General features: G+C 69.4%; 19 protein-coding genes. 4 read left to right on the forward strand and 15 right to left on the reverse strand.

Going from position 1 to position 22,222, the window contains the following annotated elements; genetic code table 11:
* Positions 1-15 precede the first annotated feature (15 nt).
* Positions 16-825 (forward strand): DsbA family protein, encoded by an 810-nt coding sequence (locus tag AB0H78_RS29560; RefSeq protein ID WP_363237699.1) that lies wholly within the window; start codon positions 16-18, stop codon positions 823-825.
* Between the two features lie 12 nt (positions 826-837).
* Here the strand turns inward: AB0H78_RS29560 and AB0H78_RS29565 are convergent, their stop codons facing one another.
* Positions 838-1,407, reverse strand: a complete 570-nt coding sequence (locus tag AB0H78_RS29565) for a dienelactone hydrolase family protein (RefSeq protein ID WP_363237700.1) — start codon at positions 1,405-1,407, stop codon at positions 838-840.
* A 30-nt stretch (positions 1,408-1,437) separates the two neighbouring features.
* Here AB0H78_RS29565 and AB0H78_RS29570 point away from each other — a divergent pair, with 30 nt between their 5' ends.
* On the forward strand, positions 1,438-2,526 hold the full coding sequence (locus AB0H78_RS29570; RefSeq protein WP_363237701.1) for a mechanosensitive ion channel domain-containing protein: 1,089 nt from the start codon (positions 1,438-1,440) through the stop codon (positions 2,524-2,526).
* Positions 2,527-2,544: 18 nt separating this feature from the next.
* On the opposite strand, the gene AB0H78_RS29575 is transcribed toward AB0H78_RS29570, so the two are convergent.
* Positions 2,545-4,131, reverse strand: a complete 1,587-nt coding sequence (locus AB0H78_RS29575; RefSeq protein WP_363237702.1) for a Na+/H+ antiporter — start codon at positions 4,129-4,131, stop codon at positions 2,545-2,547.
* A gap of 224 nt (positions 4,132-4,355) precedes the next feature.
* On the opposite strand from AB0H78_RS29575, the gene AB0H78_RS29580 reads away from it, so the two are divergent.
* Positions 4,356-6,665, forward strand: a complete 2,310-nt coding sequence (locus AB0H78_RS29580) for a glycoside hydrolase family 95-like protein (RefSeq protein WP_363237703.1) — start codon at positions 4,356-4,358, stop codon at positions 6,663-6,665.
* Between the two features lie 5 nt (positions 6,666-6,670).
* Here AB0H78_RS29580 and AB0H78_RS29585 read toward each other — a convergent pair whose 3' ends face one another.
* The 4 genes from AB0H78_RS29585 to AB0H78_RS29600 form a co-directional block, all read right to left on the reverse strand.
* Positions 6,671-7,114: a GNAT family N-acetyltransferase gene (locus AB0H78_RS29585; RefSeq protein ID WP_363237704.1), complete on the reverse strand. Its 444-nt coding sequence runs from the start codon at positions 7,112-7,114 to the stop codon at positions 6,671-6,673.
* A complete protein-coding gene (locus AB0H78_RS29590; RefSeq protein ID WP_363237705.1) occupies positions 7,111-8,052 on the reverse strand; it encodes an RluA family pseudouridine synthase in 942 nt (313 codons plus the stop codon). Before AB0H78_RS29590 ends, AB0H78_RS29585 begins: the two co-directional genes overlap by 4 nt.
* A 30-nt stretch (positions 8,053-8,082) precedes the next feature.
* The gene (gene lspA / locus AB0H78_RS29595; RefSeq protein ID WP_363237706.1) at positions 8,083-8,676 is read right to left on the reverse strand and encodes a signal peptidase II; all 594 of its coding nucleotides are present in this window, start codon (positions 8,674-8,676) and stop codon (positions 8,083-8,085) included.
* A gap of 111 nt (positions 8,677-8,787) precedes the next feature.
* A complete protein-coding gene (locus AB0H78_RS29600; protein ID WP_363237707.1) occupies positions 8,788-9,618 on the reverse strand; it encodes a TraR/DksA family transcriptional regulator in 831 nt (276 codons plus the stop codon).
* 567 nt (positions 9,619-10,185) lie between these two features.
* Here AB0H78_RS29600 and ileS point away from each other — a divergent pair.
* A complete protein-coding gene (ileS, locus tag AB0H78_RS29605) occupies positions 10,186-13,329 on the forward strand; it encodes an isoleucine--tRNA ligase (protein ID WP_363237708.1) in 3,144 nt (1,047 codons plus the stop codon).
* A gap of 335 nt (positions 13,330-13,664) precedes the next feature.
* On the opposite strand, the gene AB0H78_RS29610 is transcribed toward ileS, so the two are convergent.
* From AB0H78_RS29610 to ftsW, 9 genes are all read right to left on the reverse strand, one after another.
* Positions 13,665-14,834 (reverse strand): DivIVA domain-containing protein, encoded by a 1,170-nt coding sequence (locus AB0H78_RS29610; RefSeq protein ID WP_363237709.1) that lies wholly within the window; start codon positions 14,832-14,834, stop codon positions 13,665-13,667.
* Positions 14,835-14,883: 49 nt separating this feature from the next.
* The gene (locus tag AB0H78_RS29615; protein ID WP_363237710.1) at positions 14,884-15,168 is read right to left on the reverse strand and encodes a YggT family protein; all 285 of its coding nucleotides are present in this window, start codon (positions 15,166-15,168) and stop codon (positions 14,884-14,886) included.
* 71 nt (positions 15,169-15,239) lie between these two features.
* Complete coding sequence (sepF, locus tag AB0H78_RS29620; protein WP_329115999.1) at positions 15,240-15,857, reverse strand: cell division protein SepF; 618 nt, start codon at positions 15,855-15,857, stop codon at positions 15,240-15,242.
* A gap of 141 nt (positions 15,858-15,998) precedes the next feature.
* Positions 15,999-16,718, reverse strand: a complete 720-nt coding sequence (locus AB0H78_RS29625; protein WP_363237711.1) for a YggS family pyridoxal phosphate-dependent enzyme — start codon at positions 16,716-16,718, stop codon at positions 15,999-16,001.
* A 3-nt stretch (positions 16,719-16,721) separates the two neighbouring features.
* On the reverse strand, positions 16,722-17,453 hold the full coding sequence (pgeF, locus tag AB0H78_RS29630; protein WP_363237712.1) for a peptidoglycan editing factor PgeF: 732 nt from the start codon (positions 17,451-17,453) through the stop codon (positions 16,722-16,724).
* Positions 17,450-18,652, reverse strand: coding sequence for a cell division protein FtsZ (gene ftsZ, locus AB0H78_RS29635; RefSeq protein ID WP_363237713.1), 1,203 nt, complete (start codon positions 18,650-18,652; stop codon positions 17,450-17,452). Before ftsZ ends, pgeF begins: the two co-directional genes overlap by 4 nt.
* 275 nt (positions 18,653-18,927) lie before the next feature.
* Entirely contained in the window at positions 18,928-19,740 is an 813-nt protein-coding gene (locus AB0H78_RS29640) for an FtsQ-type POTRA domain-containing protein (protein ID WP_363237714.1), read from the reverse strand.
* Between the two features lie 17 nt (positions 19,741-19,757).
* Positions 19,758-20,852 (reverse strand): undecaprenyldiphospho-muramoylpentapeptide beta-N-acetylglucosaminyltransferase, encoded by a 1,095-nt coding sequence (murG, locus tag AB0H78_RS29645; protein ID WP_363237715.1) that lies wholly within the window; start codon positions 20,850-20,852, stop codon positions 19,758-19,760.
* Between the two features lie 6 nt (positions 20,853-20,858).
* Positions 20,859-22,199, reverse strand: coding sequence for a putative lipid II flippase FtsW (ftsW, locus tag AB0H78_RS29650; protein WP_363237716.1), 1,341 nt, complete (start codon positions 22,197-22,199; stop codon positions 20,859-20,861).
* Positions 22,200-22,222 lie beyond the last annotated feature (23 nt).

A 22,222-nucleotide genomic window follows, 5' to 3' on the forward strand; every position in this document is an offset into this window, starting at 1 on the left:
ACGGAGAAAACGATCATGAGTGCACGCAACAACCAGGCCAACAAGGCAGCGGCCCGCGAGCGGCTGCGCGCCGAGCGCGCGCGCCAGGAGAAGAAGGCCAAGGCCCGCCGCCAGATCATCGTCGCCTGCTCGATCGTCGGCGTCCTCGCGATAGCCGGCGGCATCGGCTACGGCGTGATGCAGATGAACAAGCCCAGCACCTGGGAAGCCGCGAAGGACGCCAAGGTCACCGCCCCGGCCAACACCTCGGGCACCAACGGCACCACGGTCACCATCGGCAAGTCGACCGCCAAGAAGACCCTCGAGGTCTACGAGGACTCGCGCTGCCCGGTCTGCGCCGCCTTCGAGCAGACGGTCGGCTCCACGGTCCAGAAGGACATCGACGCCGGCAAGTACAAGATCCAGTACATCGGCGCCACGTTCATCGACAACAACGGCGGCGAAGGCTCCAAGAACGCCCTGAGCGCGCTGGGTGCGGCGCTCGATGTGAGCCCGGAGGCCTTCACCGCGTACAAGACCGCGCTGTACTCGACGAAGTGGCACCCGGATGAGACGTCCGACAAGTTCAAGGACGACTCGTACCTGATCAAGATCGCGCAGACGGTCCCCGCCCTGAAGGACAACTCCGCCTTCCAGAAGGCGGTCGACGACGGCACCTACGACGCCTGGGCGATGAAGATGTCCGCCACGTTCGACAAGAGCGGGGTCCAGGGCACGCCCACCTTCAAGATGGACGGCAAGGCGGTCACCGCCGCCGGCAGCAAGAACGCCCCGATGACGGTGGCCGACTACACCACGGCGATCGACAAGGCCCTGAAGGGCTGATTCAAGCCCTTCTCACAGCGAGTCCAGGAAGCCGAGCGCGACCTTCCAGGTCGCCTCGGCCGCCTCGGCGTCGTAGTCCGTGAGATCGGGGTCGGTGAACAGGTGCCCAGCGCCCGGATAGCGGTGCACCTCGACGTCGGCCCCGGCCCGGCGCATCTGCAGATACCAGCTGTTCAGCCAGTCGTGCGTCTCGAAGGGGTCGGGATCCGCGACATGCAGCTGTACGGGCAGCTCGTCCACGGACGCGCCCTCCGCGATGTCGGAGGTACCGTGCAGCAGAAGCAGCCCGCGCGCCTTCTCGTCGCCCAGCGCCAGATTCTGCGCGAGCGACCCGCCGAGCGAGAAGCCCGCGTAGACGAGCCCCTGGTCGGAGTAAGGCGCCGAGGCCACGACGGCCCGCTTGAGCAGCTCCTCCGAGCCGATCTCGTCCTTGAAATCCATGCCCTCCTCCACGGCGTCGAAGGTCCTGCCGTCGAAGAGATCCGGCACGTGGACCTGGTGCCCTGCGGCGCGCAGCCGGTCGGCCGCGGCGTGCACCGCGGGGCGCAGACCGTACGTCGAATGGAAAAGCATGATGTTCATGGGGCCATCGTGCCAGTTACGGTCGGAGGCATGGAGAACGTACTGCGCCCCTTGATCGTCGTCGGCGGCTCGGTCGTGCTCACCCTCGCTGTGGGCTGGCTCGTCGACCGGATGCTGCAGAAGGTGGACGCGCGCCGCCACGACACCCCGCTCTGGGGACTGCTGCGCCGGTGCAGAATCCCCTTCCAGCTCGTCCTGTGCACGGCACTGCTCCGCGGCACCTATCGCAGCACCGGAATCCGCAAGGATCACGAGGCAGGGATCGGCCAGATCCTCTCCCTGGTCCTGATCGCCTCCTCCGCCTGGCTCGCCGTCCGCATCGCGACGGCGGTCGTCGACTCCACCTACGCCCGGTACGCCGCCACCACCCGCGACCCGGCCCGGGTGCGCCGCGTACGGACCCAAGTCACGCTCATCCAGCGGGTGGTGACCGCGATCGTCGGTGTGATCGCGGTCTCGGCGATGCTGCTGACCTTCCCCACGATGCGCACGGCCGGCGCGTCCCTGCTGGCCTCCGCCGGCGTCCTGGGCATCGTCGCCGGTGTCGCCGCCCAGTCCACGCTCGGAAACCTCTTCGCCGGATTCCAGATCGCCTTCGGGGACATGGTCCGCCTGGGGGACACCGTGGTGGTGGACGGCGAATGGGGCGTGGTCGAGGAGATCACCCTCACGTTCCTCGCCGTACGGACCTGGGACGAGCGCCGGATCACCATGCCCGTCTCGTACTTCACCAGCAAGCCGTTCGAGAACTGGTCCCGCGGCGGCATCCAGATGACCGGAACCGTCTTCTTCCATCTGGACCACGCGGCGCCGGTGACGCAGATGCGCGAACGGATGCAGGACATCCTGCGCGAGTGCCCGGCGTGGGACGGCCGCGACTGGTCCCTGGCGGTGACCGACAGCACCCCCTCGACAATGCAGGTGCGGGCCGTGGTCACCGCGAAGGACGCGGACGACATCTGGACGGTGCGCTGCGCGGTGCGCGAGCAGATGATCGCCTGGCTGTACGAGCAGCATCCGTACGCCCTGCCCCGCATCACGACAGCGCCCGCGGAGCTCCCCAAGCCCGCGGAGATCCCCCACCCCGAACCCGACCAGCCGCACACGGGCCGCGGCTGAGCCGTCGGGCGGCAGCCCTCAGCGCAGGCTCCGCACGTCCAGCTGCCGCAGCACCCGGTCCACGATCTCCGGATCCGCCCCGGGTTCGCTGCGGGCGGCGAGCACTTCGTGGCGCGCGGCCGACATCATCTCCCGCTGGATCCGCTGCACGGCCTTGAGCCGCTGCGCCCGCTTGGCGAACGCGTCGCGCCGCTCCTCGTCGACCATGTCCGGGCTGATCCTGCCCCCGATGTCGTAGGCCTGGCGCATCAGCCGCTCCATCACGTCCTCCGGGAGCTCCTCGACCTCCTGGATCTCCTTGAGGCGGTACTTGGCGGCCTTGGCGGCCCGGATCGCCAGGCTCCGCTCCAGCTCCCGCTCGGCGTTCGTATCGGCGCGTACCCCCAGCTTCCGCACGAGCCAGGGCAGCGTCAGACCCTGGATCACCAGGGTGGCCATGATCACGCAGAAGGCGATGAAGAGGATCTCGTCGCGGCCGGGGAAGGGTTCGTCCGCATCCGTCGTGAGCGGGATGGCGAGCGCCAGCGCGACCGAGGCCACGCCGCGCATCCCGGCCCACCACATGATGATCGTCTCGCGCCAGGTGGTCGGGATCTCCTCGTCGTAGTCGCGCAGGGTGTGCATCTTCTTCGCCAGCCAGGTGGCGGGCAGCAGCCACAGCAGCCGTACGCCCACGACCACCCCGACGATCGCCGCGCCCCAGCCGAACATCTGCAGCTGGCGGCCGTCGGCGGTGCCGAAGACCACATGGAGTTCGAGCCCGATCAGCCCGAAGGCGACCCCCGTGACGAGCGTGTCGACGATCTCCCAGAAGGCGGCCCCGGTGAGCCGGCCCTGGACGTCGTCGGCGTCGGCGGTGTGCTCGGCGAGGAAGAGGGCGGTGATGAGGACGGCGAGGACGCCCGAGCCCATCAGTTCCTCGGAGAGGACGTACGCCACGAAGGGCACCAGCAGCGTGAGACCGATCTGCAGCGTGGCGTCCCCGAGGAGGCCCATGAGCTTGTTGGAGACCCAGCCGAGCGCCAGCCCGACCGCTGTGGCGACCACGGCGGACAGGACCAACTCCCAGGCCGCTTCCGGCCAGGAGAAGGTTCCCGTCACGGCCGCCGCGATCGCCACGTGGTACAGCACGATCGCGGTCACATCGTTGAACAGCCCCTCGCCCTCCAGGATGGAGACGAGCCGCCGGGGAAGCCCGAGCGATCCGGCGACAGCGGTGGCCGCCACCGGATCGGGCGGCGCGATCAGCGCGCCGAGTGCGACGGCGGCGGCCAGCGGCAGACCGGGCACCATGGCGCTGGCCACGGCGGCCACGGCGGCCGTGGTCACGAAGACCAGCGCCACGGCCAGCAGCAGGATCGGCCGCATGTTGGCGGCGAACTGCCGCCAGGAGGTGCGCTGCACGGCGGCGTAGAGCAGCGGCGGCAGGATCAGCGGAAGGATGAAGTCCGAGGGGATGTTCACGTTCGGTACGTCGGGGATCAGCGCCAGCACGATCCCGCCGAGCGTCATCAGCACGGGGGCGGGCAGCCCGAGCCGCCGCCCGATCGGCACCGAGATCACAGCGCCGAGCAACAGCGCGAGCAGCAGTGCCAATTGGTCCACGGGATGCCCTCCGGCACGCTCTAAACCTTGACGATCAGGGCCCCCAGCGTGCCACGCAAACCCCTCTTATCGTCCCAATAGGCGCCACTCCCTCTCCCGTGGCGGCTCTTTCATCCGATGTATGTGGTGCGAGAGGTCTTCCGGTGCGGTCGGGACGAGGGCACTATGCGGAGTGCATGTTCAGGGACAGAAACCTCCGCCACATATCTGACTGGAGTCGATCGATGCCCTCCGCGCACGCGTTCTCCCGGAGACACTTCGCCGCCACCGCGGCGGGCTCCACGGCCGCGCTCTGGCTGGCGGGATCCCCCACCGCCTGGGCCGCGCCCGCCGCTTCCCCCGCACCCGATGTGTACGAACAGACGGTGCGCGCCGCGGCGATGAAGTGGTGCCGCCTGCCCACGGGCTGGCAGGACGCCCCCTTCCTGGCCAATGGATTCCTCGGCGTCCAGATCTACCGGGGCACGAGCGCCAACACCCTGAAGGTGATGCTCAGCCACAGCCAGGTGCAGGACCAGCGCGGCCAGTGGCGCGGCGGCACGGGCTACTCACGCCTGCCCATCGGCTACTTCACGCTCACCCTGGCCGGGGCGGTCACCGCCGTCGACTGGACTCTCGACCCGTACGACGCCGAGCTGACCGGCAGCGTGACCACCACGCAGGGCTCGCTCACCCTGTCCGCCCTCGTCCACAACGACTCCGGCGCCCTGCTGATCTCCACCCGCCCCAGCGCCGGCGAAGAGGCCTCCGCCTGGAGTTTCCAGTGGCTGCAGGCCGCCTCGACCCGCACCAGCGGCAAACCCGACGACTACACGCCCAACCCCGACCCCACGGTCGGCGACGGATACGTCGAGCAGCCACTGCTGGCGGGCGGCGGCTGGACGACGGCCTGGCGCGAGCAACGCACTGGAACCGGGCGGCTGTTGGCGGCCCATCTCGTCCACCGCTTCCCCGGCGACGTGACCGCGGCGACCACCGACGCGCTCCGCGCCGTCGACCGCACCCTGGCCACAGGGCCCGACCGGCTGGCAGCCCGTCACCGCCGCTGGTGGCACGCCTACTACCGGCGCAGCTTCCTCTCCGTACCCGACAAACGCCTGCAGTCCTTCTTCATCCTGCAGCTCTACAAACTGGCCTCGGCCACCCGCGCCGAGGGCCCGACGATCTCCGAATGGGGCCCCTGGTTCCCCGAGATCGGCAACAACTGGACCGCGGTCTGGTGGAATCTCAACGTCCAGATCGGCATGGCCCCGATCCACGGCTCCAACCACCCCGAACTCGACTCGGTCACCGGCGCGTTCCGCCGCTTCGAGAAGAACCTCCCCGCCTCCGTCCCCCTCGCCCACCGCGACGGCCAGAGCTACGCGCTGGGCCACCCCTCGGACTGGCAGCTGCGCGCGGGCGACACCTACGACGTCGGCGCCCCCGGCTCCGACCACATCTCCGACAACTTCGGCAATCTCACCTGGGCGCTGCACAACGTCTGGCAGTCCTACCGCCACTCCATGGACCGGGGCACCCTGCGCGACGTCGTCTTCCCGATCCTCGCCAAGGCGCTGAATTTCTATGCCCAGTTCCTCCACGAGGGCCCCGACGGCAAGCTCCACCTGCTCACCACCCGCTCCCCCGAGTACGCGAACGCCGCCGACTGCACCTACGACCTCTCGCTGATCCGCTGGGCCGCCCGCACCCTCCTGGACTCCGCCCGCATCCTGCGCACCGAGGACCCGCGCGCCAGGCAGTGGCAGGACATCGTCACGCGCCTGACGCCGTACGCGGAGGACCCGGCGGCCGGGGTCATGATCGGCAAGGACGTGCCCCTCGCCGACTCCCACCGCCACCACTCGCATCTGCTCTGGCTCTACCCGCTGCGCGAGCGCACCTGGGACCGCGAGGCCGACCGCGACGTGATGCGCCGCTCCATGGACCACTGGACGAGCATGCAGAGTGCCTGGCACGGCTACAGCTATGCGACGGCGTCCTCGATTTACTCGGTGATGTCCGAGCCCGAAAAGGCCCTGGACTTCCTGACGTTCTTCACCGACCTGAAGGTGGTCGCGGACTGCGCGATGACCCCCAACACCATGTACCGCGAGGGCAAGAACTTCGCCCTCGAATCCCCGCTCTCCGCCGTCCAGTCGATGCTCGACATGGCAGTTCAGTCACAGGACGGAGTGGTCAAGGTCTTCCCGTCCGTCTCCACCCGCTGGGCGGACGCCTCGATCGCCTCGCTCCGCACCCAGGGCGCCTTCCTGGTCGACGCGGACCGCTCGGCCGGCGCCACCCGCTGGATACGGATCCACAGCGAGGCGGGCGAACCGCTCACGCTCGACCACGGGATGGCAGGCGCTGTGCAGGTACGCACCGAGCGCGGACACCCCGTCCCCTGGCGGGAATCGGGCCCGGGCCGGATCTCCGTACACCTGCCGCGCGGGGCGACCGCGGTGATCACCCCACGCGGGGAGCACACGCTGCGCGCCCCGCGGGACGTACCGTCGAACGGATCAACAGCCCCGTGGGGGCTGCCCTCCTGAGACCTTCACAGGGCGCGGCGCATGGCCCGGTGAGGGATCCCCGCATCGGGGAACTCCGGGCCGTACGCCGCGTATCCGAGTCGCTCGTAGAACCCCAGCGCATGCGTCTGCGCATGCAGATCGACCGCGGTGAAACCGCGCTCGCGCGCCGCGTCCTCGATCGCCCGCACCAGCGCCACACCGACGCCGAGACCGCGCGCCGCCTTGGCGACCGCGAGCCGCCCCAGCGAGCCGACCCCGTCCTCCTCGATGCCGCTCAGCAGCCGCCCGGTGCCCAACGGGCCGTCGGCGCCGACCGCCAGGACGTGCAGGGCACCCGCGTCACGGTCGTCGTACTCGAGCTCGGCGGGCACGCCCTGCTCGACGACGAAGACCTCTTTGCGCACGCTGAAGCAGGCCTCGAGATCGTCGGGACCCTCGACCACCCGGACCTGGAATTCCGCGCTCACTCGCTCTCCGCACGGATCGCGTCCAGCGCCTTCTGCAGGTCGGCCGGGTAGCCGCTCTCGAACTCCACCCAGCGCCCGTCCGAGGGGTGCTCGAAGCCCAGCTTCACGGCGTGCAGCCACTGCCGGGTCAGCCCCAGCCGCTTGGCCATGGTGGGATCGGCGCCGTACGTGAGGTCCCCCACACACGGGTGCCGATGGGCGGACATGTGCACACGGATCTGGTGCGTACGCCCGGTCTCCAGCTTGATGTCGAGCAGCGAGGCGGCCCGGAAGGCCTCGATCAGGTCGTAGTGCGTGACCGACGGCTTGCCCTCGGCCGTCACGGCCCACTTGTAGTCGTGGTTCGGGTGGCGCCCGATCGGAGCGTCGATCGTGCCGCTCATCGGATCCGGGTGCCCCTGCACCAACGCGTTGTACTTCTTCTCCACGACGCGGTCCCGGAACTGCGCCTTCAGCAGCGTGTACGCGCGCTCCGACTTGGCGACCACCATCAGCCCGGACGTCCCCACGTCCAGGCGGTGCACGATCCCCTGGCGCTCGGAGGCACCCGAGGTCGAGATCCGGTACCCGGCGGCGGCAAGCCCGCCGATCACGGTCGTACCGGTCCAGCCCGGGCTCGGATGGGCGGCGACGCCCACCGGCTTCGCGATGACCACGATGTCGTCGTCGTCGTGGACGATCTCCATGCCCTCGACGGGCTCGGCGACGATCTGCACCGGCGCGGGCGCCTGCGGCATCTCCACCTCGAGCCAGGCACCGCCGTGGACCCGGTCGGACTTCCCGACCACAGCCCCGTCGACCTGCACCTTTCCCGCGGCGGCAAGCTCGGCCGCCTTCGTACGGGAGAACCCGAACATCCGGGAGATGGCGGCGTCGACGCGCTCGCCCTCAAGGCCATCGGGAACGGGCAGGGTGCGGGTTTCAGGAAACGTACTCACCCGTCGAGTATGCCTTGCCGCCCGGTCGGGCTAGTCCTTGTGGACGGTCCCGTCCGGGTCCAGGCCCTTGAACGACAGGATCACGATCAGGAACCCGCCGCACACGATCGCCGAATCCGCGAGGTTGAACACCGCGAAGTGCCACGGCGCGATGAAGTCGACGACCGCGCCCTGGAAGATGCCGGGCGAGCGGAAGATCCGGTCGGTGAGATTGCCCAGCGCACCGCCGAGGAGCAGCCCGAGCGCGATCGCCCAGGGCAGGCTGTAGAGCTTGCGCGCCAGGCGCGCGATCACGATGATCACGGTCGCCGCGATGCAGGTGAAGATCACGGTGAAGGCCTCGCCGACCCCGAAGGCCGCACCCGGATTCCGGATCGCCTCGAGCCGCAGCAGATCACCGAGGAGCTCGACCGGCTCGTGGTGCTCCAGCCTGGCCACCACGATCATCTTGCTGACCAGGTCGAGGAGGTACGCGAAGACGGCGACCCCGAAAAGCACCTTGAGCTTGCGCGCACCCTTGGGGCGCTCGGCGGCGGCATCGGAGGACTCCTCCGGCTGCTCGCCCCCGGTCTCAGCCGCCTCGGGATCTTCCGGCGTACCGATGATGCGCTCCGCCTCTGCCACGTGAGTCCCTCGTCCTGGTTGGCCTGACTGAGGACGAGGGTACGACACGCCAGTGCGGACACCGAGGCTCAGGGGCCACCCCGCCCCGCTCCGTGTCCGCTCACGGCCGGCTCAGTACCGGCGCTCCTGCTTCTGCTTGCACTCCATGCACAGAGTGGCCCGCGGGAAGGCCTGCATGCGCGCCTTGCCGATCGGCTCCCCGCAGTTCTCGCAGATCCCGTACGTCCCCGCGTCCAGCCGCTCCAGCGCCCGCTCGGTCTGCTCCAGCATCTCCCGCGCGTTGGCGGCCAGGGCCATCTCGCTCTCCCGCGTGATGTTCTTGGTGCCGGTGTCGGCCTGGTCGTCGCCCGCACCGTCCCCGGAGTCCCGCATCAGACCGGCGAGAGCCGTCTCGGCGGCCTCGATCTCGGCGGCCAGGCGCAGGTCCTCGCTCTGCAGCTCGGCACGGGCGTCCGCGACCTCGTCCGGCGTCCATGGATCCTCTCCCGGACGTACGGCGAGCACGCCAGGAACGGCGGCCTCGACGATTCGCGCCTTGGGCACCGCCGTCCCTGTGCTCTCCGCGGGCTTGCGTGCCGTCGCCGTCTTCTTCGCAACCACTGTCCTGGCTCCCGTCTGTTCCGCGGCCTGCGCCGCCCCCTCGGCCGCCGGGGCGGCCTTCTTCGCCGCCTTCTTGGCGGGCGCCTTCGTACCCACGGCCTTCTTGGCGGGCGCCTTCTTGGCCGCCACTGCCTCCGAGGCCGCCTTCTCCCCGGGCGCCGGCTTCTTCGCCGCCGCCTTCTTCGCAGGCGCCTTCTTCGCCGCCGTGGTCTTCTTCACGGCAGACTTCTTCGCCGTGGTTCCAGGTGCGACGGTGCTCTTCTCGCCGGTCTGATCCTTGGCCGTCGCGCCAGTGGATTCTGCGGACGCCGACTTCTCTGCGGCGGTCTTCTTCGCCACCATGGCCGCGGCCCCTTCACATTTTGTGATCTTGCTCGCGATACGTGCTGGGACGATAAATCGACCCCAGCCCCGCGGCAACGGGGCACGCCGCTCATTCAGCCCACCCCGCGTCCGCGGCGAGGGTGACCTGCATCCGTTGTGCCCAGCTCCCCGGCGGGTAATCCGCTCCACGGACCGTTCTGCACTCCCCGCCACACAGTCGGCGGCCTTGTGGCCATTCGGGTCATCGGCGCGCCTTTGGCGCGGCCCGGCAAAAACCGGTCGGCCGACCCTGTGGGCGGCCCGTACACTGGCCTCAGCGAGAGGCACGGACGGGGACGAGTAACGTCGCACGCGGCCAAGAGCGATCCGGGGACGGTGTGAGCCCGGAGGCAGGCACGACGCGAAGCATCACCCCGGAGCCGCCGGAAGAAAGGCCCCGTCCCACAGGGGCCGACTAGACCCGGCATCGCGACCCCAATGAGGGGGCCACGGGCAGACGCCCGGGGCCAAGGAGGGTGGTACCGCGGGAGCCGAGTGCTCTCGTCCCTCCGACGGAAGCAAGAAGATCCGCCGGAGGAGCCAGCGATGTCGACACCCCAGTACCGCCAGGTGCCCGCCCAGGTGGACCTGCCCGCCCTCGAGCACGCCGTGCTCGATTTCTGGCGCGAGAGCAAGGTCTTCGCCAAGAGCCTGGAGCAGTCCGACGGCCGCCCCGAGTGGGTCTTCTACGAGGGCCCGCCGACCGCCAACGGCATGCCCGGCGCCCACCACATCGAGGCCCGCGTCTTCAAGGACGTCTTCCCCCGCTTCCGTACGATGCAGGGCTACCACGTCCCCCGCAAGGCCGGCTGGGACTGCCACGGCCTGCCCGTCGAGCTCGCCGTCGAGAAGGAGCTCGGCTTCAGCGGCAAGCCCGAGATCGAGGCGTACGGCATCGCCGCCTTCAACGACAAGTGCCGCGAGTCCGTCACCCGCCACACCGACGCCTTCGCCGACCTGACGACCCGCATGGGTTACTGGATCGACCTCGACAACGCGTACCGCACCATGGACCCCTCCTACGTCGAGTCGGTCTGGTGGTCGCTGAAGGAGATCTTCAACAAGGGCCTCCTCGTCCAGGACCACCGCGTCGCCCCCTGGTGCCCGCGCTGCGGCACCGGCCTCTCGGACCACGAGCTGGCGCAGGGTTACGAGACGGTCGTCGACCCCTCGGTCTTCGTCCGCTTCCCCCTCACCGGCGGCCCCCTCGCGGGCGAAGCCGCCCTCCTGGTCTGGACGACGACCCCCTGGACGCTGGTCTCCAACACGGCGGTCGCGGCCCACCCGGGCGTGACCTACGTGGTCGCCACGAACGGCGAGGAGAAGCTCGTCGTGGCCGAACCCCTCCTCGAAAAGGCCCTCGGCGAGGGCTGGTCGGCGACCGGCACCACGTTCACCGGCGCCGAGATGGAGCGCTGGACGTACGACCGGCCCTTCGACCTCATCGAATTCCCCGAGCCGGCCCACTACGTGGTGAACGCCGAGTACGTCACCACCGAGGACGGCACAGGACTCGTCCACCAGTCCCCCGCCTTCGGCGCCGAGGACCTCCAGGTCTGCAAGGCGTACGGCCTGCCCGTGGTCAATCCGGTCCGCCCCGACGGCACCTTCGAGGAGGACGTCCCGCTGGTCGGCGGCGTCTTCTTCAAGAAGGCCGACGAGCAGCTGGTCGCCGACCTCGACGCACGCGGCCGCCTCTTCCGCCACGTGCCGTACGAGCACAGCTACCCGCACTGCTGGCGCTGCCACACCGCGCTGCTCTACTACGCGCAGCCGTCCTGGTACATCCGCACCACCGCGGTCAAGGACGCGATGCTGCGCGAGAACGAGAAGACCAACTGGTACCCGGAGTCGGTCAAGCAGGGCCGCTTCGGCGACTGGCTGAACAACAACATCGACTGGGCGCTCTCCCGCAACCGCTACTGGGGCACCCCGCTGCCGATCTGGCGCTGCGAGGACGACCACCTCACGGTGATCGGCTCCCGCGCCGAGCTCACCGAGCTCACCGGCACGGACCTCTCCGACCTTGACCCGCACCGCCCGTACATCGACGACGTGACCTTCCCCTGCCCCACCTGCTCGCAGACGGCGACGCGCGTCCCCGAGGTCATCGACGCCTGGTACGACTCGGGTTCGATGCCCTTCGCGCAGTATGGCTACCCGTACCAGAACAAGGAGCTCTTCGAGAGCCGCTACCCGGCGCAGTTCATCTCGGAGGCCATCGACCAGACGCGAGGCTGGTTCTACACGCTGATGGCGGTAGGCACCCTGGTCTTCGACAAGTCCTCCTACGAGAACGTGGTCTGCCTGGGCCACATCCTCGCCGAGGACGGCCGCAAGATGTCCAAGCACCTGGGCAACACCCTCGACCCGATCCCGCTCATGGACCAGCACGGCGCGGACGCGGTGCGCTGGTTCATGGCAGCCGGCGGCTCCCCCTGGGCGGCCCGCCGGGTGGGTCACGGCACGATCCAGGAGGTCGTCCGCAAGACGCTCCTCACGTACTGGAACACCGTCGCCTTCCAGGCCCTGTACGCCCGCACGTCCAACTGGGCGCCCTCGGCGGCCGACCCGGCCCCCGAGGACCGCACGGTCCTGGACCGCTGGCTGCTGTCCGAGCTGAACGCCCTGGTCGACCAGGTCACCCAGGCCCTGGAGTCCTACGACACCCAGCGCGCCGGCAAGCAGCTCTCCTCCTTCGTCGACGACCTCTCCAACTGGTACGTACGCCGCTCGCGCCGCCGCTTCTGGCAGGGCGACAAGGCGGCCCTGCGCACCCTCCACGAGGTCGTGGAAACGGTCACCCGCCTGATGGCCCCGCTGACCCCCTTCATCACGGAGCGGGTCTGGCAGGACATGGTGGCGCCCGTGACCCCGGACGCCCCCGAGTCGGTCCACCTCTCCAGCTGGCCCAAGGCCGACCTCTCGGCGATCGACCCGGCTCTCTCCTCCCAGATGGCGCTGGTCCGCCGCCTGGTGGAGCTGGGTCGCGCGACGCGCGCCGAGTCGGGCGTCAAAACCCGCCAGCCCCTCTCCCGCGCCCTGGTCGCGGCATCGGGCTTCGACACCCTCTCGCCCGACCTCCACGCCCAGATCACGGAGGAGCTGAACGTCACCTCGCTCGCCTCCCTCTCGGAGGTGGGCGGCTCGCTCGTCGACACGACGGCCAAGGCCAACTTCCGCGCGCTGGGCAAGCGTTTCGGCAAGGGGGTCCAGGCGGTGGCCAAGGCGGTGGCCGAGGCGGACGCGGCAGCGCTCTCGCTGGCCCTGCGCGAAGGTACGGCGACGGTGACGGTGGACGGCGAAGCGGTCACCCTCTCCCCCGACGAGGTGATCATCACGGAGACCCCGCGCGAGGGCTGGTCCGTGGCCTCCGACTCCGGTGCGACGGTCGCACTGGACCTGGAGATCACCCCGGAGCTGAAGCGTGCGGGCCTGGCCCGTGACGCGATCCGCCTGATCCAGGAGGCCCGCAAGAACAGCGGCCTGGACGTGGCGGACCGCATCGCCGTCCGCTGGACGACGACGGACCCGGCCACCTCCGAGGCCCTGACGGCACACGCCCCGCTGATCACGGACGAGGTCCTGGCCCTGGACTACGCGGAGGGCGCCCCGGACGATACGTACGGCGCGGCCTTCACGGACGAGGGCCTGTCCCTGACGTTCCACCTCCGCAAGACGGAGAAGTAACCAGCACGACGGATGAGGCCCGGCCGGAAACACCGGCCGGGCCTTTCTGTTCCCCCACCCCGCCCCTTCCCGAAACTTGGGGCGCCGCCCCAAGACCCCACCGGGGCTCCGCCCCGGACCCCGGTCCTCAATCGCCGGACGGCTTGATCTTCTCCGGTGTCGCATCTGAACGGACCGTAGGCGGCCATTGAGTAACCCCCCACCAGTGCCAGCCACATCCGCAAGAGCGGCGGCGGTTTAGCCGCAAAAGCAGGCCGGGCCCCTGGGGATTACTCCCCAGGGGCCCGGCCCTCAGCCTGCCGACGGCTACGCGTGTATCACGCGCGAACCGCCCGTCAGTTGTCGTCCTCGTCGATCAGAAAGCCACGCATCGGCGAAGGAGCCTGCTGCATCGGCTGCGGCGCCTGCGGCCGCACCGGCGCCATCGGCTGAGTCATCGCGGGCGACATCTGCTGCTGGCCGCCGTACGAAGGGGCTCCCATCGAGGGCTGCCCGCCCATGGACGGCTGACCACCCATGGTGTGGCCGCCATGACCCATCGCACCCGCACCGGCCGGCTGCATCGACGGAGCCGAAGGCAGCGACGGGGCGGACGGGGTGCGCGGCGGCGCGAGCGAGTCGTCGGCCTGGGTCTCCAGCTGACGCAGCTGCGACTCCAGGTAGGACTTCAGCCGCGTACGGTACTCGCGCTCGAAGCCGCGCAGGTCCTCGACCTTGCGCTCCAGCGTTGCGCGAGCGGACTCCAGGGAGCCCATCGCCACGCGGTGCTTCTCCTGCGCGTCCCGCTCGAGGGCGTCGGCCTTCGCACGGGCGTCGCGCTCCAGACCCTCGGCGCGGCTACGGGCCTCGCCGACAATCTTGTTGGCCTCGGAACGGGCCTCGGCGATCGCCTGGTCGGCGGTCTGCTGGGCGAGCGACAGGACACGCGCGGCGCTGTCGCCGCCGGGGCCCTGCTGCGGGAGCTGCGGACCGTGGCCGCCCATGGGGCCGCCCATCGGACCCTGACCCATGGGGCCCTGGCCCATCGGACCCTGACCCATCGGACCCTGACCGAGCTGGTTCTGGCCCATGGGGCCCTGACCGAGCTGGTTCTGGCCCATCGGACCCTGGCCCATCGGGCCGGGACCGTGCTGGCCCTGCGGACCGGGACCGTGGCCACCAGGACCCGGCGGCAGCTGGGGGGCACCGCTCTGGAGCTGCGGCGGGCCCATCTGTTGCTGCTGCTGGACCTGCGGCGGTCCGGATATGGCGGCAGGCACCGGCGCACCCGGGCCGCCGCGTCCGTCCTGCGGCTCCGGCTTGCGCATGCCCTGCTGCTGGTTCTGTGCGGCGGCTCGCGTCGCGGCAGCGAGCTTGGCGCGCAGATCCTCGTTCTCACGAAGGAGTCGGGTCAGCTCGGACTCGACCTCGTCGAGGAAGGCATCGACCTCGTCCTCGTCATAACCTTCTCGGAGGCGGACGGTCGTGAACTGCTTGTTCCGCACGTCCTCGGGGGTCAACGGCATCTCTTCTTCACCTCTACGTAGTCGTCGGCAGTCGGCAGGACCGTATCGTTCACACCTGGCTCACAATGCTGATCAGGATGTAGACGATGATCATCAGAACGAAGAAGGACAGGTCGAGTGCCACGCCCCCGAGACGCAGCGGCGGAATGAACCGCCGCAGAAGCTTGAGCGGTGGATCGGTGACAGTGTAGGTGGCCTCCAGAACGACCACCATCGCCTTCCCGGGTTGCCATGAACGGGCGAACTGGAAGACGTAGTCCATGACAAGCCGGAAGATCAAGACAATCAGGAAGCACATCAGCGCGATGTAGATCACCTGTAGTGCGATGCCCATCTCGCGCTTCCCTCTCCCCTGATCTCTCTGTCTTCCGGCCTCCCGGCCGGGGTTGTTCCCGGTGCCTTGTCTCAGCTCTGGTTGAAGAAACCGCCCTCTGCGATACGGGCTTTGTCCTCCGCCGTGACATCGACGTTAGCAGGCGACAACAGGAACACCTTCTGCGTCACCCGCTCAATGCTGCCATGCAGACCGAAGACGAGTCCTGCCGCAAAGTCGACAAGTCGCTTCGCGTCCGTGTCGTCCATCTCCGTGAGATTCATGATCACCGGAGTGCCCTCACGGAAGTGTTCCCCGATGGTACGGGCCTCGTTGTAGGTCCGGGGGTGCAACGTGGTGATGCGGTAGGGCTCCCGCTCGGACACAACCTTGGGCATGATCACCGGGGCGTTCTTCTCCATGCTCGGGCGTTCAGGTGTGATGGACGCCACGGGGGCAATTCGCGCGGGACGTCCGCTTTCTGCGGGAAGCGGAGCGGGTCGGTGGGACGCCTCGCGCTGGGCGGGCGGTGTCACGACTCGTACCGGTTCGTCCTGCTGCGACTGGTGCGTGGGCTGGTGCCGCCGCCGGTCGCGCTCGGGCTCCGGCTCGGGTTCGAATTCGTCGTCGGGGTCGAACCCCGGGCCGTCGTAACCGTCGTCCTCCACGAGGCCGAGGTAGACCGCCATCTTGCGCATCGCGCCGGCCATGCTCTGAGTCCTCCGCTCTGTGGTGGATCGGCCCTTGTGCCAAAACTGCAGTGCCACCAAGCGCCCGCGATCCACTCGATCTCCCCGCCGAACAGCGGGAATGACCATATTTTCTGCTGTGGTCCGACTTGCTTGGCGACGCTACCCGAGCCTGGGACGAACTCCGAGTACCGCAGTACCGACGCGTACATGTGTCGCACCGGCAGCCACAGCATCTTCGAGGTCCGCACTCATCCCTGCTGACACCATGTTCGCAGCCGGATGGGCTGCGCGCAGGCCGGATGAGATTTCCATCAGCCGCTCGAACGCCGCCTGTTGCCGTCCCGCGTACGGGCCGGCGAGCGGAGCGACGGTCATCAGACCGTCGATCCGCAGTCCTGGTGAGGCCGCCACCTGTGCGGCCAACTCCTCGACACCGTCCGGTGCGACGCCGCCCCGCTCACCCCGCTCGCCCGACTCGGCGTCCAGGGCGACCTGGATGAGGCACCCCAGTTCGCGCCCGGCCCGCACCACCGCGGTGGAGAGCGAGGTGACCAGCTTCGCGCGGTCGACGGATTGCACCACATCGGCATAACTGGTCACGGAACGGACCTTATTGGTCTGCAGCTGTCCGACGAAGTGCCAGGAGAGCGGCAGATCCGCACACGCCTCGGCCTTGGGTGCGGCGTCCTGGTCGCGGTTCTCCGCGACGTGGCGCACCCCGAGCTCCGCGAGCAGTCGCACATCGCTCGCCGGGTAGGTCTTGGTGACCACGATGAGGGTCACGTCGTCCCTCTTGCGCCCGGCCGCCGCACAGGCGGAAGCGATGCGTTGCTCCACATGTGCCAGATTCGCGGCGAGTTCGTCTCTACGGTCCGTCATGCCCTACCAGTCCAGCCAGACATATCCGGCGAGCCGCCCGGTGGTGCGGTCGCGTCGGTACGAGAAGTGATCACGGGATTCCAGCGTGCACACGCCGGAACGCCGCACGTCCTGTACCCCGAGTGCGTCGAGCTGTGCGTGCACACCGGCGACGACATCGACGGCGGGCGTGCCCCAACTCGTCTCCGACCAGGCCGCGGGAACGCTCTGCGCCACCGCGTCCCGCATGTCGGCGGGGACCTCGTAGCACCGTCCGCAGACCGCGGGGCCGCTGCGTGCGACGATGCGGCCCGGTTCGGCGCCGAGCGCGACCATCGCCTCGACGGCGGCAGGTACGACTCCGGCGACCAGCCCGGGACGCCCCGCATGAGCGGCGGCCGCGACGCCCGCGACCGGGTCGGCGAGCAGGACGGGCGTGCAGTCCGCGGTGAGCACGGCGAGGGCGAGCCCCCGACGGGTCGTCACCACGGCGTCCACGGAGGGCGGCTGCGCGTCGCCCCAGGGGCCGTCGACGACGGCCACGTCGCGCCCGTGCACCTGGTTCATCCAGACGACCCGCGCCGGGTCCAGCCCCAGGGACTTGGCCGCGAGCTCGCGGTTGGTCAGCACGGCCGGGGCCTCGTCGCCGACCGCACCGCCGAGATTGAGCTCTTCGTACGGAACGGCGCTCACCCCGCCCCACCTGTCGGTGAAAGCGAAGTGCGCGCCGCTCACGTGGTTTTGCTCCGTTATCACTTCAAGAAGTCCGGTACGTCCAGCTCTTCGGCCTGGGTGTCCTGGTACGGACGGGCCGGCGGGACGTGCGGCGGGGCGACCGGTGCGGCGGGCGCCTCGTTGACCGGAGCGGTCTCGATGGGGGTCTCGTCCCGCTGCGTCACGGCGCCGAGGCCACCGAGCGGACGCGAGGTCTCGCTCGCGCGTGCCGGGGCGGGCTCCTCGCGCTTGGCCGAAGCGGAGCCGATCACGTTCTCCCTGCGGGTCGGCGGCTGTCCGCCGTCGAAGCCCGCCGCGATGACCGTGACCCGTACCTCGTCGCCCAGGGCGTCGTCGATGACGGCACCGAAGATGATGTTGGCCTCGGGGTGGGCGGCCTCGCTCACCAGCTGCGCGGCCTCGTTGATCTCGAAGAGACCGAGGTCCGAGCCGCCGGAGATGGAGAGCAGTACGCCGCGGGCACCGTCGATGGACGCCTCGAGGAGCGGCGAGGAGATCGCCATCTCCGCGGCGGCCACCGCGCGGTCGTCGCCGCGGGCCGAGCCGATGCCCATGAGCGCCGAACCCGCCTCGGACATGACCGACTTGACGTCGGCGAAGTCGAGGTTGATCAGACCCGGGGTGGTGATGAGATCGGTGATGCCCTGGACACCCGACAGCAGGACCTGGTCCGCCGACTTGAAGGCATCCAGCACGCTGACCTGGCGGTCCGAGATGGACAGCAGCCGGTCGTTGGGGATGACGATGAGGGTGTCGACCTCTTCGCGGAGCTCGGCGATGCCGTCCTCCGCCTGGTTGGCGCGGCGCCGGCCCTCGAAGGTGAAGGGGCGGGTGACCACGCCGATGGTGAGTGCGCCCAGTTCGCGGGCGATGTTGGCGACGACAGGTGCGCCGCCCGTTCCGGTGCCGCCGCCTTCTCCGGCGGTGACGAAGACCATGTCGGCCCCCTTGAGGACCTCTTCGATCTCCTCGCGGTGGTCCTCTGCCGCCTTGCGTCCGACTGCCGGGTTGGCCCCGGCGCCGAGGCCGCGGGTCAGTTCGCGGCCGACGTCGAGCTTGACGTCGGCGTCGCTCATCAACAGGGCTTGTGCATCAGTGTTGATCGCGATGAACTCAACGCCCTTGAGGCCGACCTCGATCATTCGGTTGATGGCATTGACACCACCGCCGCCGACACCGATGACCTTGATGACTGCGAGGTAGTTCTGCGGTGCTGCCACGTCGAAGGCCTCTCGCCTCGAGTTACGTGTCGCCGCTGCGCGCTGGTTGCGCCGCTGACGACGGATGCCGATGGGACGGTCCGAACGCCGACCCGAACCCTAACCGTGAAGTTTAGGGTTACCAGTGTGTCTGTTCCTTGGACTCTCCGAACGAGACACTAAGTCGACAAGTGGCGCACGTTCAACGAACACGCCGAACCTCCCGTTTTTCTTTTCACCCTATGTGATCAGCCGTTGCGCTGCCCAGCCAGGGTGCTGGCCAGCGCATATGTGCGTCAACTCCCTGACGCGGCAGGGGCGGTGGGGGCACTGACATCGAAGTGGACGGCCCTGGGAACGGCTTTCATCAGCGCGATGAGCGCTCGCGCCTTCGCCGCGCCGAACTCGCCACTCCCCCACGCGACGGTGCGGCCGCCGCTCAACTCAAGTGCCACATTGTCATACGAACTGATACGGATGGTACGCGTGTCCTTGGCTACAGGAGCCGGGAGTTCACCGGCGACCTGTACGGCTTCGCGGATCAGACGGTCGACGGGGAAGCGCAGCAGGCTCGGTGACCGACCGGCTGTCAATTCCAGAACCGGAACACTCTTCGGCGCCCTTTCGACCGTGGCGAAACGCACGCCCTCCGCGTCGACTTCGGTGAACTCTCCGGCCTTCTTCATGAGCAGTACGGGCTGTCGTTCGGTCACTTTGAGAGCGATCCCGTGCGGCCATGAACGGCTGACGTCCACCGAGTCGATACGCGGCAATTTCTGCCGGAGTCTGGCCGCCATCGCATCGGTGTCGACGGAAATCAACGGTGCGCCGATCGGTACGGCGGCGGCCGACTTGACCTCGTCGGGCGTAAGAATCTGCGTTCCCGAGACCTTGACCTGCTCCACGCGCAGCCAAGTGGAGCCGTAAAGCAGCCAGATTCCGCCTGCGGTGAGCAGCAGGGCGAGCGCCAGCACCAGGATCACCAGACGCCGGCCGGGGCGGCGGAGGCCGCCCCGGGGCCTGCGCCCTGCGGGCGGGCGGCCGTCCCCCGAGGTCGCGCCCTGCTGGGCTCCGCGCTGGGCAGTCTGGGCACTTGTGGGGCCGGCCACGCTCGCTCCTCGCTGGGTCACGCCTTGCAGCGTGCGGCAATCGCCTCGTACACCATGCCGACGAGCAGGTCGTCGGCATCCCTGCGGCCGAACTCGGCGGCCGCACGGGACATCTCGAACAGCTGGTGCGGATCGGCGAGCACCGGAAGGACGTTGCCCTGCACCCACTCGGGGGTCAGCTGTGCGTCGTCCACCAGCAGGCCGCCGCCCGCGTTGATCACCGGCTGGGCGTTCAGCCGCTGTTCGCCGTTGCCGATGGGCAGCGGGACATAGGCGGCGGGGAGCCCGACGGCGGTGAGTTCGGCCACGGTCATCGCGCCGGCGCGGCAGAGCATCATGTCGGCCGCCGCGTACGCGAGGTCCATGCGGTCCACGTACGGTACCGGGATGTACGGCGGCATTCCCGGCATGTTGTCGACACGCGGCATCTCGTTCTTGGGGCCGACCGCGTGCAGGATCTGGATGCCGGAGCGCTGGAGCACCGGGGCGACCTGCTGGACGACCTCGTTGAGGCGGCGGGCGCCCTGCGAGCCGCCGGAGACCAGCAGCGTCGGCAGGTTGGGGTCCAGACCGAACGCGGCGCGCGCCTCGGGGCGTACGGCGGCGCGGTCCAGGGTGGCGATGGTGCGGCGCAGCGGGATGCCGATGTAGCGGGCGCCGCGCAGCTTGCTGTCGGGGGTCGAGACGGCCACGGCGGCCGCGTAACGGGAGCCGATCTTGTTGGCCAGGCCGGGGCGCGCGTTGGCCTCGTGGACGATGATCGGCACGCCGAGGCGCTTGGCCGCGAGATAGCCGGGCAGCGCGACGTAGCCGCCGAAGCCGACGACACAGTCTGCCTTCGTACGCTCCAGGATCTGCTCGGCGGCCTTGATGGTGCCGCGCAACCGTCCGGGGACGGTGATCAGTTCGGGCGTGGGCCTGCGGGGCAGGGGTACGGCGGGGATCAGCCCGAGCTCGTAACCCCGCTCCGGCACGAGACGGGTCTCAAGGCCGCGTTCCGTGCCGAGGGCGGTGATGCCCACGGTCGGGTCCTGCCTGCGCAGGGCATCCGCGAGGGCGAGCGCCGGCTCGATGTGGCCGGCGGTCCCCCCACCGGCGAGTACGACATGCACCGAAATTCACCGCTCTCCGGACGGACGCTTCTTGACGCGCCGTCTCATCGACTTCCAACTCACCCTGGGCCTCCGCATGGCGAGGGCCGCCTTCGCACCGGGTTCCTCCCGCGCGAAGGCGATCAGCAACCCGACCGCGAACATGGTCGGCAGCAGGGCGGAACCCCCGTAGGAGAACAGCGGGAGAGGGACACCGGCGATCGGCAGCAGACCGAGCACCGCACCGATGTTGATCACTGCCTGAGCGGTGATCCAGGTGGTCACACCTCCCGCGGCGTACCTCACGAAGGGGTCCTCCGTGCGTCCGGCCACGCGGATACCCGCATAGCCTAGAGCCGCGAACAGGGCGAGTACTGACAGCGTCCCCGCCAGCCCCAGTTCCTCACCGGTGACGGCGAAGATGAAGTCGTTGTGGGGCTCGGGGAGTTGACCCCATTTTTCCACACTCGCACCGAGGCCGGATCCGAACCATCCGCCGGAGGCCAGCGCGTAGATTCCGTGCACCGCCTGCCAGCACTGGCCCTGGGGGCCGATGTCGGTGGCGCCGATGCAGTTGAGCCTCGACATCCGGTTGGGGTTGGAGCTGATCAGTATGAAACCGAGGAATCCGGCGAAGGCGAGCACGCCGGCGAAGAGCCGGGTGGGTGCGCCCGCGAGCCAGAGCAGGCCGAAGAGGATCGCGGTGAGGACGATCGCCGTGCCCATGTCGCCGCCGAGCATGATCAGCCCGAGGAGCATGAAGGCGACCGGGACGAGCGGCACCAGCATGTGCTTCCACTGGGTCAGCAGCCTCTTGTCCTGCTTACGGGCGAGGAGGTCGGCGCCCCACAGGATGAGGGCGAGCTTGCCGAATTCGCTGGGCTGGAGCATGAACGGGCCGCCGAGCGAGATCCAGTTGCGGTTGCCGCCCTGGGAGACTCCTATGCCGGGGATCTGCACCAGGCACATCGCGAAGACCGTGCCGGCGAGCAGCGGATAGGTGAACGCCCGGAGCAGTTTCAGCGGGACACGGGTCGCGATGATCATCAACCCGGAGCCGAGGACCGCGGCGAGCAGCTGCTTGCGGAAGAAGTACGAACCGGGCAGCGACAGTTCCAGCGCCTTGATCATCGAGGCGGAGTAGACCATCACCAGGCCGAGCACCAGGATCAGCAGTCCGGCGCCGACGATGAGGTAGTACGCCGTCAGCGGCCGGTCCCAGGTGCGGCGCGCCTGGTCGTAGACGTTCCGCGCCCGGCCGAAGGGGCCGTTGCCCCGCGGTCGCGGCGGCGCGGTGGTGCGGCGCGGGGCTGCGGGGCGGCGGGCCGTCTTCGTCACCCCGCGCCCGCCCCTGTCATAGGCCGGCATGTCCCTGTCCCCTCCACGGGCCG

The organism is Streptomyces sp. NPDC050738 (assembly GCF_040654175.1).
Classification (GTDB): domain Bacteria; phylum Actinomycetota; class Actinomycetes; order Streptomycetales; family Streptomycetaceae; genus Streptomyces.

Bases quoted from the DNA above. Each gene is read 5' to 3' on its own strand.
- AB0H78_RS29560 (WP_363237699.1), top strand. From the start codon at position 16: ATGAGTGCACGCAACAACCAGGCCAACAAGGCAGCGGCCCGCGAGCGG.
- AB0H78_RS29565 (WP_363237700.1), bottom strand. From the start codon at position 1,407: ATGAACATCATGCTTTTCCATTCGACGTACGGTCTGCGCCCCGCGGTG.
- AB0H78_RS29570 (WP_363237701.1), top strand. From the start codon at position 1,438: ATGGAGAACGTACTGCGCCCCTTGATCGTCGTCGGCGGCTCGGTCGTG.
- AB0H78_RS29580 (WP_363237703.1), top strand. From the start codon at position 4,356: ATGCCCTCCGCGCACGCGTTCTCCCGGAGACACTTCGCCGCCACCGCG.
- AB0H78_RS29600 (WP_363237707.1), bottom strand. From the start codon at position 9,618: ATGGTGGCGAAGAAGACCGCCGCAGAGAAGTCGGCGTCCGCAGAATCC.
- ileS (WP_363237708.1), top strand. From the start codon at position 10,186: ATGTCGACACCCCAGTACCGCCAGGTGCCCGCCCAGGTGGACCTGCCC.
- AB0H78_RS29610 (WP_363237709.1), bottom strand. From the start codon at position 14,834: ATGCCGTTGACCCCCGAGGACGTGCGGAACAAGCAGTTCACGACCGTC.
- AB0H78_RS29615 (WP_363237710.1), bottom strand. From the start codon at position 15,168: ATGGGCATCGCACTACAGGTGATCTACATCGCGCTGATGTGCTTCCTG.
- sepF (WP_329115999.1), bottom strand. From the start codon at position 15,857: ATGGCCGGCGCGATGCGCAAGATGGCGGTCTACCTCGGCCTCGTGGAG.
- AB0H78_RS29625 (WP_363237711.1), bottom strand. From the start codon at position 16,718: ATGACGGACCGTAGAGACGAACTCGCCGCGAATCTGGCACATGTGGAG.
- ftsW (WP_363237716.1), bottom strand. From the start codon at position 22,199: ATGCCGGCCTATGACAGGGGCGGGCGCGGGGTGACGAAGACGGCCCGC.